The organism is Prevotella marseillensis (genome assembly GCF_900625065.1).
Taxonomy (GTDB): Bacteria; Bacteroidota; Bacteroidia; order Bacteroidales; family Bacteroidaceae; genus Prevotella; species Prevotella rara.
Genome location: NZ_UYXY01000001.1, coordinates 1592458 through 1607333 on the forward strand (window position 1 = coordinate 1592458; position 14876 = coordinate 1607333).

Sequence of the window (14876 nt, forward strand, 5' to 3'; positions counted from 1 at the left end):
ATGCATATACGGGCACTCTCCGTTATGCCTTGAAATAAAGCGGACGATATAATAATTTTCATAAAAAAGTATTCTTCGATTAAACCAAAAGCAGTTTTATCAGTCTTATAATTGTAAACGGATTAAGACTGCTGCTCTAAACGGCGTAAGGTACCAACCGCACAGAGTCAGTTGTATCCCAATAAATCAGAATAATAAACTTAAAAGTAGAAACTTATGAAAAAAATTATTATGTCTCTGGCCATAGCATTCATGGCAATAATGCCTACAATGGCACAGGACAACAAAGTTGAGAAGAAACAGCTTACACCGGAAGAGAGATTTGAGCGCAAGGCTAATGCTCTGTCTGACAAGATGATGCTTGACGACGCCACAAAGGCAAAGTTCGTACCGATGTATACAGAATACCTAAAGGAGCTTAAAGAAGTATGCCCCAATAAAGAGGTTGCCAAGAAGCCTTGCTCAGAACTTACGGAAAAAGAAATTAGCGAACGTATAGAAAAGCGCTTTGACGCCAGACAGAAACGCCTTGACGTTGAAAAGAAATATTATAAGAAATTTAAGACCGTGCTGAACGCACGCCAGTTGCAGCAGGTGTTCTGTAAAAACGGAAAAGGCAAACGTGCCTGCGCAAAATTCTCACCCCGTATGAACTGTAAAAACAACAAAGCATTCAAGCGCGGCCCACAAAACATGCGTCAGTGCAAAGGCGTATGCCCGGGCAATCAGGCAAACTGCGCCGGCAAGGAATGTAATAACAAAGAATGTCCCAATAATAAATAACATTGTTGTATAATTCCCCTCATATTTTTATGTCTTAATAATTTATAAGGCTTAAAATATGAGGGATTTCTGTTTCCATAAGCTACATCTGCCTATGCCATAAGATTATGCTGCATCTAAGATGTCTTGCATCAAATGCTTCTGTATTATTCCGGCGTATCTAAGCCACAGGCACTCTTACAAATTTGCGTTTAAGCCTTATTGCCTGCACTGTCTTTTGATTTATATTCATTATTACAGAAAAAAAGACAAAAAAAGAAGGAAAACCAGACTACCGACTGATAATTTTTTATACCTTTGCAGTATAACATAATCGCAGACAACACCTTATGGACGATTCTATATACAGTTTTTCATTATGCATAGCCCTGCCGTTGATGATATTCTTCGGCTTTTATTTTTTATTGGCGCACACGCCCGACAAGGCTATCTTCAGCAATTATATACATTCACGGCGCATCATGGGCATAGCCATGCTGCTGCTCGCCGCCAACTATTCGGTACATTTCTTTTACGGCATAAGGTTTAAGAATGTCAATGCCGCCATACTGATGAACCTCTCAACCTATTTTCTGTGCTACTGGCTCTTCAGTTCGGCACTCACAACTCTGCTCGACCGCTTCTACATCACACGCCACCGACTGCTCACCCACATCTGTCTCTGGCTGCTGTTCTCCGTGCTTTCGGCCATTGTTCTGCTTATGCTGTCCGAGGGCATAGCCCAAAAGACCGGACTGCTTATCATGGCCACATGGCTCGTGATCTACGGCTTGACTCTTGCCCGAAGGCTCGTCCTGGCATACCGCAGGGCGGTAAAGATTTTCGACGACACTCATTCCGACAACATCGGGGCCTACATACGCTGGCTCTCCGTCTTCACCTATTGGGCCGTCGTGTTTGGCGTTGGCTGCGGCCTGCTCACGTTCCTGCCCGACAAATACATCTATGTGTGGATACTTTCGTCGATACCTTTCTACATTTACCTGTTCCACTGTTACCATAACTACATGCTCTTCTATGAGAAGGTTGAGAATGTCATGGAGAGCGAGATTGCTTCTGAAGACGACATCCTGTGCGATGCCGACGCCGGTGAAATCTGCAGCGACGACTTGCCTACGTGCCATACCGATATTGCAGATAATATAAAGAAATGGATTGAAAATGAAGGCTATCTCATACAGGGACTTACGATAAAGGAACTTGCCGAAACCCTGCATACCAACCGCACCTATCTCTCTGTCTATATCAACACATCGCTCAACACAACCTTCCGCGACTGGATAACGCAACTGCGCATAGACTATGCAAAGCAAAGAATGGCCAACCATCCCGACCAAAAGATCACCGAGATAGCCGAAGCCTCAGGCTTCCTCTCGCAGAGCCACTTTATGAAGACTTTTAAAGACAAGGAAGGATGCTCACCAGCAAAATGGAGAAAGACCAAGAATAATTCATAATTCACAATTATTTCCAATCACCACAAGTAGCATATCCGCCAGAGCATTAGCCTTATTGCTTCTCTGAAACAATTCTCCCTACAAGCGGCATATACCAACAAGACTAATGTCCGGCTGATTTGTAATCTGCCGGAATTAAGTATAAGGATTTTTCAATCACTAGTGTTCGAAAGATTTTAACTATCTGAAAGTCAGTTGTTTACTTGCATATATCAATATTTTTTTGTATCTTTACATCATAATAATAGAGCAAAAAATATTGAAATGAAAGATGTAAAAGTTCATGCAAAAGACATCCTGCGCATGATACCCGATGAAGAACTGGCCAAACTGTCCAGCTCTACAAAGGTGGACTATTGCGCCAAGGTATTGAGCGGCGAGCGGATGTTCTATCTCCTTGTCTTTGCCCTCCTGGCGGCAGATCAGATAAGTCAGCGCAAGCTTGAGGTCGTATTCAACAATTCCATTTTCAAGACGCTGTTCAACATAAGTGCAGACGCCCATGTGACGCACAGTTCCATTTCCACCCGCCTGTCAAAGATAGACCTGAGCTTCTTTGAGAAGGCCTATGAGATTATATACGGGCGCTTCTCCAAACTGTACACTGAAGAGGAAATCCTGCATCTGTACCTTATACGGGTCGACAGCTCCATGGTGGCCGAATGCTGCAACAGGCTCAAGGCCGGTTTTACCGTCGGCAAGAAACCCGGAGACGGAAGGCAGCCGCGCAAGCAGATAAAGTATACCATGGCATATGACGGTTTCGCCGTAAGGCTTGCCGAGGCGTTCAACGAGGCTGTATATCTTAGCGAGGACATGGCCATCCCGAAGGTCGTGCTCAAGCTTGTCAAAAAAGACAGCAAGCATACGAACTTATATGTTATAGACCGCGGGCTCAGCTCCCTGGACAACTTTAACGCCATAAACGAGTATAATGGAAAATTTGTCGGAAGGATAAAGACCAACCGCAACATGGAGGTAGTGGAAAGCCTCATGAAAGAAGACACGGACACCGACCTTGGCAATCTTGAGCTGTATGAAGACAATATCGTACATCTGTATGACAATGAGGAGAAGAAATACTGCGAAACGCCATACCGCGTTATAAAGGCACGCTTCAAGCAGCCGCGTGACACTACGCGCCCTGCAAACAAAGGCAAGGTAAGGAGGGTTGAGAACGAGGTGTTCCTGATAACCAACGATTTCGGCCTTACGCCGAAGCAGGTAGCCGAGGCATACAGGAGACGTTGGGATATAGAAGTGTTCTTCAAGTTCCTGAAGCAGAACCTGTCCTTCTCACATTTCGTGTCAACAAGCGAGAACGGAATAAAGGTTATACTGTACATGACGCTCATAACAGCTATGCTCGTGATGATTTACAAGCGTGAGAACGGCTTGGGATTCTCTATAGGCAAATTCATGTTCTTTATGGAGATGCAAGATTGGGTCTGTCAACTTATGGTCGTGCTAAATGGCGGTAATGCGGACAAACAGAATGGTGACATCCGGTTGAAGGCAAGAATTCCGTAAAACGGATTTTAGCCATTGCAACATAACCTGAATAAAATAATCTTTCGAACACTAGTGATTTTTCAATCCGCTTGCTTCCTATTTTTTTGATTAATAGGTATGAGTTTCGGATTACAGAAACTTATGGCAGCTATACAAAATAAATCCACCTAATTAGTGGACTATTGCAAATAATTTACTATCTTTGCCACGTGAACAGGTCAGAATAGCATGGAAATCATATTCAACGAAAAAATTTGCAAGAAATGTATGTCACAGGACATACTGACAAAAAACATCGATATCAACCACAAGTGGTGCGCAAATATATTCGCGTAATAGACGTAATGATGGAAACTCCCAACGTACAAGGGCTTATGAGATATAACTCGTTGAATTATGAAAAGTTGAAAGGCGACAAGGCCGGACTTTCGTCAGTAAGGGTCAACGACCAGTACCGCATCGAGTTTGAAGAACGGACAAAGGAAGGCGAAACCATAGCTACGATTTGCAATATAACAGATTTGTCGAACCATTATAAATAACGGACAGATTATGATTGAGATACAAGGAACAGATCCGAATATGATTGCCAACAACCTTAAGTCAGCATATCCCACTCATCCGGGTGAAGTGCTGAAAGAAGAAGTTGAATACCGCAAGCTGTCGCAGCGCAAGCTGGCAGAACATATGGGCATTTCATACAAAATGCTGAACGACATACTTAACTGTCGCCGTCCTGTCACGGCTCAGACGGCCATGCTCTTCGAGGCGTCACTCAATATACCGGCTGATTCACTGTTGCGCCTGCAGATGAAATACAACATACGGCAGGCCGCCGAAAACCCGTCGTTCATGGAGCGGCTCAAGCAGGTGCGCAAACACGCCGCCATGCTTTAGACTGCTTACATGCCTAAATCTTCCCGTCCCGGCATATTCCACAAAATGAATATGCCGGAATAGATATAAGGATTTTCAATCACTAGTGTTCGAAAGATTTTAACTATCTGAAAGTCAGTTGTTTACTTGCATATATCAATATTTTTTTGTATCTTTACATCATAATAATAGAGCAAAAAATATTGAAATGAAAGATGTAAAAGTTCATGCAAAAGACATCCTGCGCATGATACCCGATGAAGAACTGGCCAAACTGTCCTGTTCTACAAAGGTGGACTATTGCGCCAAGGTATTGAGCGGAGAGCGGATGTTCTATCTCCTTGTCTTTGCCCTCCTGGCGGCAGATCAGATAAGTCAGCGCAAGCTTGAGGTCGTATTCAACAATTCCATTTTCAAGACGCTGTTCAACATAAGTGCAGACGCCCATGTGACGCACAGTTCCATTTCCACCCGCCTGTCAAAGATAGACCTGAGCTTCTTTGAGAAGGCCTATGAGATTATATACGGGCGCTTCTCCAAACTGTACACTGAAGAGGAAATCCTGCATCTGTACCTTATACGGGTCGACAGCTCCATGGTGGCCGAATGCTGCAACAGGCTCAAGGCCGGTTTTACCGTCGGCAAGAAACCCGGAGACGGAAGGCAGCCGCGCAAGCAGATAAAGTATACCATGGCATATGACGGTTTCGCCGTAAGGCTTGCCGAGGTGTTCAACGAGGCTGTATATCTTAGCGAGGACATGGCCATCCCGAAGGTCGTGCTCAAGCTTGTCAAAAAAGACAGCAAGCATACGAACTTATATGTTATAGACCGCGGGCTCAGCTCCCTGGACAACTTTAACGCCATAAACGAGTATAATGGAAAATTTGTCGGAAGGATAAAGACCAACCGCAACATGGAGGTAGTGGAAAGCCTCATGAAAGAAGACACAGACACCGACCTTGGCAATCTTGAGCTGTATGAAGACAATATCGTACATCTGTATGACAATGAGGAGAAGAAATACTGCGAAACGCCATACCGCGTTATAAAGGCACGCTTCAAGCAGCCGCGTGACACTACGCGCCCTGCAAACAAAGGCAAGGTAAGGAGGGTTGAGAACGAGGTGTTCCTGATAACCAACGATTTCGGCCTTACGCCGAAGCAGGTAGCCGAGGCATACAGGAGACGTTGGGATATAGAAGTGTTCTTCAAGTTCCTGAAGCAGAACCTGTCCTTCTCACATTTTGTGTCAACAAGCGAGAATGGAATAAAGGTTATACTGTACATGACGCTCATCACTGCCATGCTCGTGATGATTTACAAGCGTGAGAACGGCTTGGGATTCTCTATAGGCAAATTCATGTTCTTTATGGAGATGCAAGATTGGGTCTGTCAACTTATGGTCGTGCTAAATGGCGGTAATGCGGACAAACAGAATGGTGACATCCGGCTGAAGGCAAGAATTCCGTAAAACGGATTTTAGCCATTGCAACATAACCTGAATAAAATAATCTTTCGAACACTAGTGATTTTCAATCCGATTGCTTCCTATTTTTAATTAATAGGTATGAGTTTCAGATCAAAGATTAGCTTCGCTGACCGTTGGTTCTTATATTTTTTGCTGTCGAATTTTTCGCTGCGCTCAACAACACGTGCATATCCGACAGAACATTTGTCTTACTGTTTTTTAAAACCGACGATTATCGGATTGCACAAAAAGCTCTATGGTTTCCGGTCAGAAAACAGGCCATTTATCACACAAAAGTGGCCGAGTTACGATGCAAAAACATATCACTAACAGTCTGAAACAAAAGCCAAGCCGGAGGGTTAACAATCACCAGTATTTCAATACAAATGTATCAAATCAATAACATAAACAGCCGTAAAAGTTACGATTTTTACGGCTGTAAAACTACTCCTTCTCCAGAAGGAACATAAATGGTATAAAAAGGCGCTTTGCCCAGTCGGTCTCAGTATGAGCCATGCCTGCATAATAATTTGTTGTCCAATAAGGCACATGCCACCCTTTTCTGCGCAAGACATCGTCTATTTTCTGCTGATAAGGGGCATAATATGAGTCAAGAGTCTTGTCTCCATAATCTATGTATATCTTCGACCTGTTGGCCTCGGGCAGCTTTTCTTCAAGATATCTGCAAAATGCCGGAGCCGCAATCTCCGTATTACGGATGTTCATCAGTTTTGAGGTTACCATGAGCGTGTGCATCGAAAGACAAGCTGCACCGCCAAACACATCGGGGTATTCGCACAAGCCGTAGAGAGAAATCAGTCCGCCCATGCTTGACCCCATAAGAAAGGTGTGTTCACGGCCTTTATTTGTAGAGAAATTCTTGTCTATATATGGTTTCAGCTCATTTACGATGAACTTCAGATAGCTGTCTGCATTCATCCTCGAGGCGTCAAGTTCCTTGTCGAACTCACAAAATTCTGCTTCAGACATATAGTTAAGCGTCTTCTGCGGAAAATAATCGTGAAATCTGCTTTCAGCAATATTCCACACTCCTACAACTATGCAGTCTCGTATTTTGCCTTCAGCTATCAATGCCGAGACGTTCTCGTCAACCTTCCATTCCTGATGATTCCACGTTGTCTCCGCATCAAAAAGCATCTGCCCGTCGTGCATATACACAACATCGTATCTTTTCTGTGAAGAATAATTCTCAGGAACCCACACATAAACGTTTCTTGCCCGAATAAGTGAAGTGGGAAAATTCTTATACTCGTATAACTTTCCTCCGGATACGCCGGCATCGGCCACAACCATGCCATCGCCTGCCGCATTGGCGCACAGCATCTTTGTCAACAACAAAGCAATAAAAAGTTTTTTCATAATCTATATTTCATTCACTAAAAAACAATAGTTCCATGCAGACAATCGGATAAGGCAATAAAGCCATACGGACATAAGTCCGCCGCAACGAATTGCAAAATATACGATAACGAATTATCATGTTTTTCATCTGCGGCATCAAAGCAGCAGTATTATCATATAAGACATTTTAAGGGCAAGCCTCGCGGCAAGGCCGCATCACTTCTTATTGCTGTATTTCTTTATGATACTGTATGCATTATATAGGCCTAATTCGCCCGCCTTGCTAAGGTCGCGTATGCCCTCTTCGGTTTTCTTCAGGTTAATGTTTGCAATGCCCCGGTTATAATATGCCTCAGCAAAATTGGGATCAAGCTCAATGGCCTTTGTATAGTCAGCAACAGCCTTAACATAGTCTTTACTTACAGCATGCAGATTGCCGCGGTCGTAATAAACATAGGGATTGTGCGGGCTCAGGCTTATCGCCTTGTCGAGGTCGGCCATGGCATTAAGCGTCAGCAGTCCGACATCCTTACCTTGCGATGCCTCAAACTCGTTCATGCGGGCCTGACACACCGCACGCTGCCAATAAGCCATGGCAGATGTGCTGTCGGTACTGATATAAACAGTCAGGTCGCTTATAGCATCGGCATAATTCTGCACCACGGTATTTGCCACGGCACGCTGAATAAGAAGTCCCTTCTCCTTAGCAATGTTACGTGATGCGCCGATAGCCGCCGACAACGAGTCGATTACAGCAAACACGGCCTTGTTCTCGTCTTCGGTAAGAGTCTTTACATCACAGCGCACATATAACTTGCGCAAAGGCTTTTGCCTGAGGTTGAACTGCTCTACATCGCGATCGTATGCCTGATAAGACTTTACGCCATTGTCATACTGGCTGAACGACAGCTGGAACATTGGCAGGAACACGGCGTCAATCTTACGGTTCTGCACACGTCCGCGGTATGACGAAGAGTATTCATGAGTGACGGCATTGTCGTCTGCCACGACAAGCTGGTTATACTTGTCGAAATCAATCTCGCTTTTCTTGCGCACCTCGTGCTTTTTCTTCTTGCTCCAGCGCGGCTGAACACCATAATGCTTGTTCATCTGCGCCTTGAATATGCGGAACTCGTCAAGTTCGGCCTTAGCCGTCATGCCAAGTTTACGGTAGCATCTTGCACGGCTGTTAAGACCAACCCAGAAATTAGGATACTGGTTGATGATAGTGGTATAGTCGCGTATGGCTCCCCGTATGTTTCCTGTGCGTTCGAGCAATATGGCGCGGTTGTAAATGGCCATCACATTGTTGGGCTCCATGCTTATAACATAGTCGAAGTCTTCAATGGCCCTGTTGTCATCACCTACCATCACACGCAGCTGGCCACGGTTGTAATGGGCAAGAAAGTTGTTGGGATCAATCTCTATGGCCTTGTCGTAGTCGGCCATGGCACCTCGCAGATTATTATAGTTATAACGGGCCAAGGCACGGTTAACATAATTGTTGGCCGTATTGGGCTTAAGATGTATAGCCTTGGACAGCTGTGCATCGGCGTCTTTCCACTTCTGCTGCGAAAGACTTATCATGGCACGCATTGTCCATGCGTCGCCGTCGTAAGGGTCAAGTTCAAGACTCTTGTCAAGATATTTGGCACAGCCCACGGTGTCTTTCTGCTGGAGGCAGACCTCGGCCTTAAGTGAATACGTCTTCGAATAATTCTTCCACATATTCATCATCGAGTCGAGATCGGCGTTGGCCTTGTCGTAGTCCTTCTCCTCTATCCTGCACAGCACACGATTGTACCACAGATTCTTGCTGTAAGGATTAAATTCGAGCGTCTTGTCATAGTCGGATATTGCCTCGCTAAACCTGTTTTGCTTGATAAAGCACAAGCCTCTGAGTTCGTAGATGTCAGACACATAAGGATTTATCCTGATTGCCTCAGTACAGTCTTTTTCCGCACCGACATAGTCATCAAGATAAAACTTTGCCACAGCCCTGAAAAACCACGGCTCATAAAGATAAGGCTTAGAAAGGATGGCCTGATTAAAGTATTGTATGGAGAGAACGTAATCCTCGTAATAAAGCGCGCTCCTGCCGACATCAATGAGCCGGTCGGTACGAAACTGTGCCGACGCTCCTACAGATGCCAATAATAGCAGCAGCGATATTACGAACTTACGCATAACAACCTTTCAGAATAAACTACAAATACCTACAAGCCAAAAAATCAGACGAAAAGCCGGAAGGGCTTATCGTCTGGCAACCTTAGTGCGATAGCTGCAGCGGAAACGTCCCTGCAGAATAGCCTTCAGCTTGCTCTTTATCAGCTGACGGCGCAAAGGCGACACACGGTCGATAAACATCTTTGCGTCGAGATGATCAAACTCGTGCTGCATAACACGGGCAAGATAACCCTCAACCCACTCGTCGTGCTCATTGAAGTCGGCATCCATATACTTAACATGTATGCGTGTTGCACGCTTTACGCTCTCATGGATGCCAGGGATTGAGAGGCAGCCCTCTTCCATTGAAACGACCTCGCTGTCGTCAACCTCAACAATATGGGGGTTGATGTAAGCACAGCGGAAGTCCTTGTATTCAGGATATTCTTCCGACAAGACGTCTAGGTCGATAACAGCCAGACGTATATTAAGTCCCACCTGAGGAGCAGCCAGTCCGACACCGTCTGACTCGGTAAGCGTCTCGAACATATTGTCTATGAGCTCCTTCAAGCCCGGATAATCAGCATTAATATCCTGTGACTCCTTACGCAGCACAGGATGTCCGTAAATATATATAGGTAATATCATTATCTTCTTCTAACAGATTCTAAATAGCTTTGCAATATTATCGTGGCACTTATCTCGTCGACAAGCGCCTTGTTCTGCCGTGCTTTTTTATGCAGACCGCCGTCAATCATCGCCCTGTGAGCCAGCACGGAAGTAAAACGTTCATCATAAAATTCAATCGGGATTTCAGGATAAGCCTTGCGCCAGCGGTTTACAAACTGTACCACTCTTGCCATATTCTCACTTGGCCTTCCGTCCGGTTGCTTAGGCTCACCTATTACAATCCGCTCAACGGGTTCTTTTTTAATATAATCCGTCAAAAAGCTGAACAGTTCAGACGTGGCAACTGTTACCAGTCCGCCTGCTATAATCTGAGCCGGATCGGTAACAGCCAGTCCTGTCCGTTTCTTGCCGTAATCAATCGACAGTATACGGGCCACAATTATTTCTGATTAAACAGTAACCATGCGTCAGGATACTCAGAACGCAATTCGTTACGGCTACGCACAGCGTCGGTCTTGATGTCGAATGTACCGGCAACGACACGATACATCTGATTAGAAGAATTGTATGCGATCTGTGCATCATAGCCACGGCTCTTCAGCGTGCTCTGCAATCCTTCAGCGTTAGCCTGTACAGAGAAAGAACCTACAACGACGCTAAAGTTTTTAAGTCCTGCACCGCTGACAACAGACAGGCTCTCCTGACGTACAGGCACATTGTCTACATTGTCAACAACGACCGTTTCTGTTGCAGGCTTCTCAACAACCGGAGTAACAACAGCTATCTCCTCGCTGCCTTGATTCTGAACTGCAGTCTGCTCTTCCTGAGCCTTAGCTTTCTCATAAGCTTTTCTGTAAGCGCTCTCTGATGATTTACAACCAGTGAATGCCAACGCCACACAAAGGCCGGCGCACAATACAGTGTACTTTTTCATAATTTCCCTTATCTTATTATTTAGAAATTAAACATATTTTCTACGTAATATTGTGCGAAATTACACAAAAACAGCCAAAAACTCTGACAAACCGCACATAAAGTTTGTTAAATAAAAGAAATACGCCCTTTCAGACAAAAAAAACCGGTAAAAACGTTGGTATTTAAGAAATAATCATTAAATTTGCTTACGAACAAAATCAAAGCACCAACGGCAGAAAAGCCTAAACAAAGACGACTGCCCACATGCCGAGAGAAATAAAATTATTATTCACATAATTAAAAATCAAAATTTATGAAAACACTAGGTTACATCGGCGCATTCTTAGGAGGCGCAATCGCCGGAGCTGCAGTAGGTCTGCTTCTGGCACCCGAAAGAGGAAAAGACACTCGCGAGAAAATAACTGACGCAATTGACGATTTCTGCCAAAAGCATAATATCAAGCTGAGCCGCAAAGAAATGAGCGACCTCGCATCAGATATTAAAGACGCAGCTGAGGCTGAAGAAGTTTAACAAACAGCTGACAAATGTTCTCAAGCGATAAAAACATTGAAACAATAGGCCAACTGGTAGAGTTGGTGAAACATCGTATCGGGCTTCAGGGTGAATACCTGAAGCTCGAAATTACAGAAAAGACAGTGAGGCTGATTACTGCCATACTGCTCTTTACGCTGTTTTCGCTGATACTCATCGCAATACTCATATATGTGTCGTTTGCCATCGTATTTGCAATGGCGCCGTCTATGGGTTTCCCTGCCGCATTCGGAATAATGGCATCGTTCTACATATTAATCTTTGTATTGCTGACAATTTTCAGAAAAAGCCTAATAGAGAAACCGCTCGTAAGATTCATAACCAGTCTGTTAACAGAATAAGCACATGGACAACGCCACAAAACCACAGACATATAACAGCATAAGCGAAATAAGAGAACGCAAAGAGGCCATTCTTGCTGAAATGAGAAAAGACAATGCCGACATTGGCAAAAAATGGAAAAGCTTGTTTCAGAAATCACCAGAAAGAAAGAAGGGCATCACCGTGGCGTCTGTAATAAGCACAGGGACGGGTCTTATTGACGGTTTCTTGTTCGTATGGAAGATATACCGTAAATTCAAGAAACGGTAACATATCTGACAGTATCATTTTCACACAACGGTCATCCTGCATATCTGTTTCGTACAGAATATGCAGCAATGTGTGCAAACCGTTTTTATGCAAGCACCGGCACAAAAACCAAGGATTTAAGTACGTATTTACATACGACACAAGATATTAAGCCCCAACCGGCCATTATGCCATATACGGCTTAATCACACAAGCAAGCCGACATCTTCTGCCGTCTTTTTGTTTTCTATTGGTATTTTTCAGTTTTTCCTGACACAACCCGCTACCCCTGCAAAAAATCTAATGAAAATCAGCTCAATATAAAACAAAATCAAGACCGAATCCTAAACCGATTTGCGCCCAAAAGGCAAGACACCATACGCAAAAATAAATCCATGCAGAAATATTATGCTCATGACAACGCCATGACAACGTCCGGCTAACCATCAAAATATTTAAGTTTCGTCTGACTGCATACACAAAGAAAAGAACATTGAACATAAAAAATTTAAGCCAGCACCGGCCTGCTTATAACACGCAAAAAGCACGCCTCTACTGACTTAAACCCGTGTCCCTAAAACTTACGGACACAAAAAAAGGAGTACCGCTGTACTCCAACCTTGTTAACCTTAAATCTAATACTATGAAAAACACGATGCAAAGGTATGCATTAAATCCCATACTTCCAAATTTCAGTGTAAAAAATACATCCTATTTATACACTTTTAACACTTTAAGCCCATTTGAGGGGCTAAATCTCAATAATCTGACCATCGTAAGCCAAATTTATATCTTCAGGCAATATGCCGTTAGTCTCACTATGCAGGCCGATATCATGCCCCATATGCGTAAAATATGTATGTTCAGCACCTACCCTTCTTGCAAAGGCAATTGCGTCTGCAACAGTCTGATGGGAATGATGTTCGGGGGCAAAGCGCAGCGCATTGACAACAAGCGTCTTTATCCCGCTGAAATAAGAAAATTCGCTCTCGCTGATTGTCTTCATGTCTGTTATGTAAAGCAGGCGGCCTATTCTGTATCCAAGAATTGGCATCTTGTCGTGCATCACCTTTACAGGCATAATATCAAAATCTCCAATGCGCAATGACTCATGGGGCTCTATTGTGTTTAGATTAATCTTCGGCACACCGGGATATTTGTTTTCATCAAAACAATAAGGCATTGTATGCATCAGTCCGTCGGCGGTATGCTTATCGGAATAGACATTAACCTCTCCGAACTGGCAGAACGGGCGGAGATCGTCTAATCCGCCAACATGGTCATAATGAATATGGGTCAGCAATACGGCATCAATCTTTCTGAACTCAAGTCCAAGCATCTGCTCCCTGAAGTCAGGGCCACAGTCGATAACAACTCTTGTATTGTCCGTTTCAATCATGGCAGACGCCCTCAGGCGCTTGTCATGCGGATCATTGCTCGTACAGACCTTGCACTTGCAGCCTATAGTCGGCACTCCAACCGAAGTACCCGTTCCAAGAAAAGTGAGTTTCATTGTCAGATTATATTCACTTCTGGAACAATATCAATGCCAAACTTGTCCTTCACGTCACGCTTTATGGCATCACAGAGTGCAACAATATCCTTACCCTCGGCACCGCCTCTGTTGACAAGCACCAGCGCCTGACGCGAATGAACGCCCGCCTTACCGAGAGACTTGCCCTTCCAGCCGCATTGGTCAATCATCCATCCGGCAGGAATTTTCTCATTATTATCATCAACGCTATAATGAGGCACATTGCCAAACCTGGCCACAAGTTCCTCATATTTTGCTTTCGGTACAACAGGATTCATAAAGAAACTTCCGGCATTGCCTTCAACCTTAGGATCAGGAAGTTTCTCGTTACGTATGTCTATTATCACGTTGCGGAGCTGCTCTGCCGTAGGAACCTTTATGTTGCGCTTCTCGAGTTCAGCCCTTATATTGCCATAATCAAGGCATGGGCAGAACACTTCTGAAAGTTGGTAGGTTACATATGTTATCACGAAGCGGTTGCGCCACTCGCCCTTGAACTTGCTCTTGCGGTAAGCATATTCACATTCTTCGTTTGTAAACTCACACATCTTTCCGGTCTGCAGGTCCACGGCCTCAACCTTCAATATTATGTCCTTAGCCTCAGCTCCATAAGCACCTATGTTCTGCACGGCAGACGCGCCTACATCACCGGGAATAAGCGAAAGATTCTCTGCTCCGTACATACGGTTGGACACGCAAAGGCTTACTATGTCGTCCCACACCTCTCCGCTGCCGCAACGCAACATTATGCCTTCGTCCGTCTGGACAGCGACATGGCCCTTTATAGCCGAATGCAGCACTGTGCCTTCATAATCGGCCGTAAATAACATATTGCTGCCGCCACCAAGCACCAGCAACGGCTTGTCAGCGTCTGTAAGCGAATTTACGATCTGCAACAATTCGTCTACACTCTCAAACTCTATAAAACGGCGACACTTTACATCTATACCGAATGTATTGTGCTCCTTGAGATTAAAATCGTAAAAATCTTTCACTTAAATCTTAATTTTAAAATCCTACAACAAAAATATCCGGCATGACAATACA

General features: G+C 44.4%; 16 protein-coding genes. 9 read left to right on the forward strand and 7 right to left on the reverse strand.

The annotated features are described in order from the left end of the window. Positions 1–216 precede the first annotated feature (216 nt). From EJL04_RS06700 to EJL04_RS06725, 6 genes are all read left to right on the forward strand, one after another. Positions 217–783: a hypothetical protein gene (locus EJL04_RS06700; RefSeq protein ID WP_125104456.1), complete on the forward strand. Its 567-nt coding sequence runs from the start codon at positions 217–219 to the stop codon at positions 781–783. Positions 784–1112: 329 nt separating this feature from the next. After that, positions 1113–2240, forward strand: a complete 1128-nt coding sequence (locus EJL04_RS06705; protein ID WP_125104457.1) for a helix-turn-helix domain-containing protein — start codon at positions 1113–1115, stop codon at positions 2238–2240. A gap of 264 nt (positions 2241–2504) precedes the next feature. Further along, positions 2505–3770 carry an IS4 family transposase gene (locus tag EJL04_RS06710; protein WP_125104458.1) on the forward strand — a complete coding sequence of 422 codons (1266 nt, stop codon included), beginning with the start codon at positions 2505–2507 and terminating at the stop codon, positions 3768–3770. A gap of 245 nt (positions 3771–4015) precedes the next feature. Then, positions 4016–4294, forward strand: a complete 279-nt coding sequence (locus EJL04_RS06715; protein WP_125104459.1) for a type II toxin-antitoxin system RelE/ParE family toxin — start codon at positions 4016–4018, stop codon at positions 4292–4294. A 10-nt stretch (positions 4295–4304) separates the two neighbouring features. Beyond that, positions 4305–4649 carry a HigA family addiction module antitoxin gene (locus tag EJL04_RS06720; RefSeq protein WP_164511729.1) on the forward strand — a complete coding sequence of 115 codons (345 nt, stop codon included), beginning with the start codon at positions 4305–4307 and terminating at the stop codon, positions 4647–4649. Positions 4650–4836: 187 nt separating this feature from the next. After that, complete coding sequence (locus EJL04_RS06725; protein WP_125104460.1) at positions 4837–6102, forward strand: IS4 family transposase; 1266 nt, start codon at positions 4837–4839, stop codon at positions 6100–6102. 441 nt (positions 6103–6543) lie between these two features. Here EJL04_RS06725 and EJL04_RS06730 read toward each other — a convergent pair whose 3' ends face one another. From EJL04_RS06730 to EJL04_RS06750, 5 genes are all read right to left on the reverse strand, one after another. Beyond that, a complete protein-coding gene (locus EJL04_RS06730; RefSeq protein ID WP_125104461.1) occupies positions 6544–7479 on the reverse strand; it encodes an alpha/beta hydrolase in 936 nt (311 codons plus the stop codon). 198 nt (positions 7480–7677) lie between these two features. Then, complete coding sequence (locus EJL04_RS06735) at positions 7678–9648, reverse strand: tetratricopeptide repeat protein (protein ID WP_125104462.1); 1971 nt, start codon at positions 9646–9648, stop codon at positions 7678–7680. 66 nt (positions 9649–9714) lie between these two features. Further along, complete coding sequence (gene def / locus EJL04_RS06740) at positions 9715–10275, reverse strand: peptide deformylase (protein ID WP_125104463.1); 561 nt, start codon at positions 10273–10275, stop codon at positions 9715–9717. After that, on the reverse strand, positions 10275–10694 hold the full coding sequence (gene ruvX, locus EJL04_RS06745) for a Holliday junction resolvase RuvX (protein WP_021853347.1): 420 nt from the start codon (positions 10692–10694) through the stop codon (positions 10275–10277). Before ruvX ends, def begins: the two co-directional genes overlap by 1 nt. Before the next feature lie 2 nt (positions 10695–10696). Continuing rightward, on the reverse strand, positions 10697–11191 hold the full coding sequence (locus EJL04_RS06750; protein ID WP_021853348.1) for an SPOR domain-containing protein: 495 nt from the start codon (positions 11189–11191) through the stop codon (positions 10697–10699). Positions 11192–11485: 294 nt separating this feature from the next. Between EJL04_RS06750 and EJL04_RS06755 the strand changes: the two genes are divergently transcribed. Genes EJL04_RS06755 through EJL04_RS06765 form a run of 3 tightly spaced genes read left to right on the forward strand, consistent with a single transcriptional unit; the run spans position 11486 to position 12316 of the window. After that, positions 11486–11704 (forward strand): YtxH domain-containing protein, encoded by a 219-nt coding sequence (locus EJL04_RS06755; RefSeq protein ID WP_021853349.1) that lies wholly within the window; start codon positions 11486–11488, stop codon positions 11702–11704. A gap of 14 nt (positions 11705–11718) precedes the next feature. Beyond that, positions 11719–12066 (forward strand): phage holin family protein, encoded by a 348-nt coding sequence (locus EJL04_RS06760; RefSeq protein ID WP_021853350.1) that lies wholly within the window; start codon positions 11719–11721, stop codon positions 12064–12066. Positions 12067–12070: 4 nt separating this feature from the next. Further along, positions 12071–12316: a hypothetical protein gene (locus tag EJL04_RS06765; protein WP_021853351.1), complete on the forward strand. Its 246-nt coding sequence runs from the start codon at positions 12071–12073 to the stop codon at positions 12314–12316. Positions 12317–13046: 730 nt separating this feature from the next. Here the strand turns inward: EJL04_RS06765 and EJL04_RS06770 are convergent. Next, positions 13047–13808, reverse strand: a complete 762-nt coding sequence (locus EJL04_RS06770) for an MBL fold metallo-hydrolase (RefSeq protein ID WP_021853352.1) — start codon at positions 13806–13808, stop codon at positions 13047–13049. 2 nt (positions 13809–13810) lie between these two features. Then, a complete protein-coding gene (gene murB, locus EJL04_RS06775) occupies positions 13811–14824 on the reverse strand; it encodes a UDP-N-acetylmuramate dehydrogenase (RefSeq protein ID WP_125104464.1) in 1014 nt (337 codons plus the stop codon). Positions 14825–14876 lie beyond the last annotated feature (52 nt).

Bases quoted from the DNA above. Each gene is read 5' to 3' on its own strand.
- EJL04_RS06750 (WP_021853348.1), bottom strand. From the start codon at position 11,191: ATGAAAAAGTACACTGTATTGTGCGCCGGCCTTTGTGTGGCGTTGGCA.
- EJL04_RS06735 (WP_125104462.1), bottom strand. From the start codon at position 9,648: ATGCGTAAGTTCGTAATATCGCTGCTGCTATTATTGGCATCTGTAGGA.
- EJL04_RS06715 (WP_125104459.1), top strand. From the start codon at position 4,016: ATGTATGTCACAGGACATACTGACAAAAAACATCGATATCAACCACAA.
- EJL04_RS06765 (WP_021853351.1), top strand. From the start codon at position 12,071: ATGGACAACGCCACAAAACCACAGACATATAACAGCATAAGCGAAATA.
- EJL04_RS06770 (WP_021853352.1), bottom strand. From the start codon at position 13,808: ATGAAACTCACTTTTCTTGGAACGGGTACTTCGGTTGGAGTGCCGACT.
- EJL04_RS06755 (WP_021853349.1), top strand. From the start codon at position 11,486: ATGAAAACACTAGGTTACATCGGCGCATTCTTAGGAGGCGCAATCGCC.
- EJL04_RS06700 (WP_125104456.1), top strand. From the start codon at position 217: ATGAAAAAAATTATTATGTCTCTGGCCATAGCATTCATGGCAATAATG.
- def (WP_125104463.1), bottom strand. From the start codon at position 10,275: ATGATATTACCTATATATATTTACGGACATCCTGTGCTGCGTAAGGAG.
- EJL04_RS06730 (WP_125104461.1), bottom strand. From the start codon at position 7,479: ATGAAAAAACTTTTTATTGCTTTGTTGTTGACAAAGATGCTGTGCGCC.
- EJL04_RS06725 (WP_125104460.1), top strand. From the start codon at position 4,837: ATGAAAGATGTAAAAGTTCATGCAAAAGACATCCTGCGCATGATACCC.
- EJL04_RS06710 (WP_125104458.1), top strand. From the start codon at position 2,505: ATGAAAGATGTAAAAGTTCATGCAAAAGACATCCTGCGCATGATACCC.
- EJL04_RS06705 (WP_125104457.1), top strand. From the start codon at position 1,113: ATGGACGATTCTATATACAGTTTTTCATTATGCATAGCCCTGCCGTTG.
- EJL04_RS06720 (WP_164511729.1), top strand. From the start codon at position 4,305: ATGATTGAGATACAAGGAACAGATCCGAATATGATTGCCAACAACCTT.
- EJL04_RS06760 (WP_021853350.1), top strand. From the start codon at position 11,719: ATGTTCTCAAGCGATAAAAACATTGAAACAATAGGCCAACTGGTAGAG.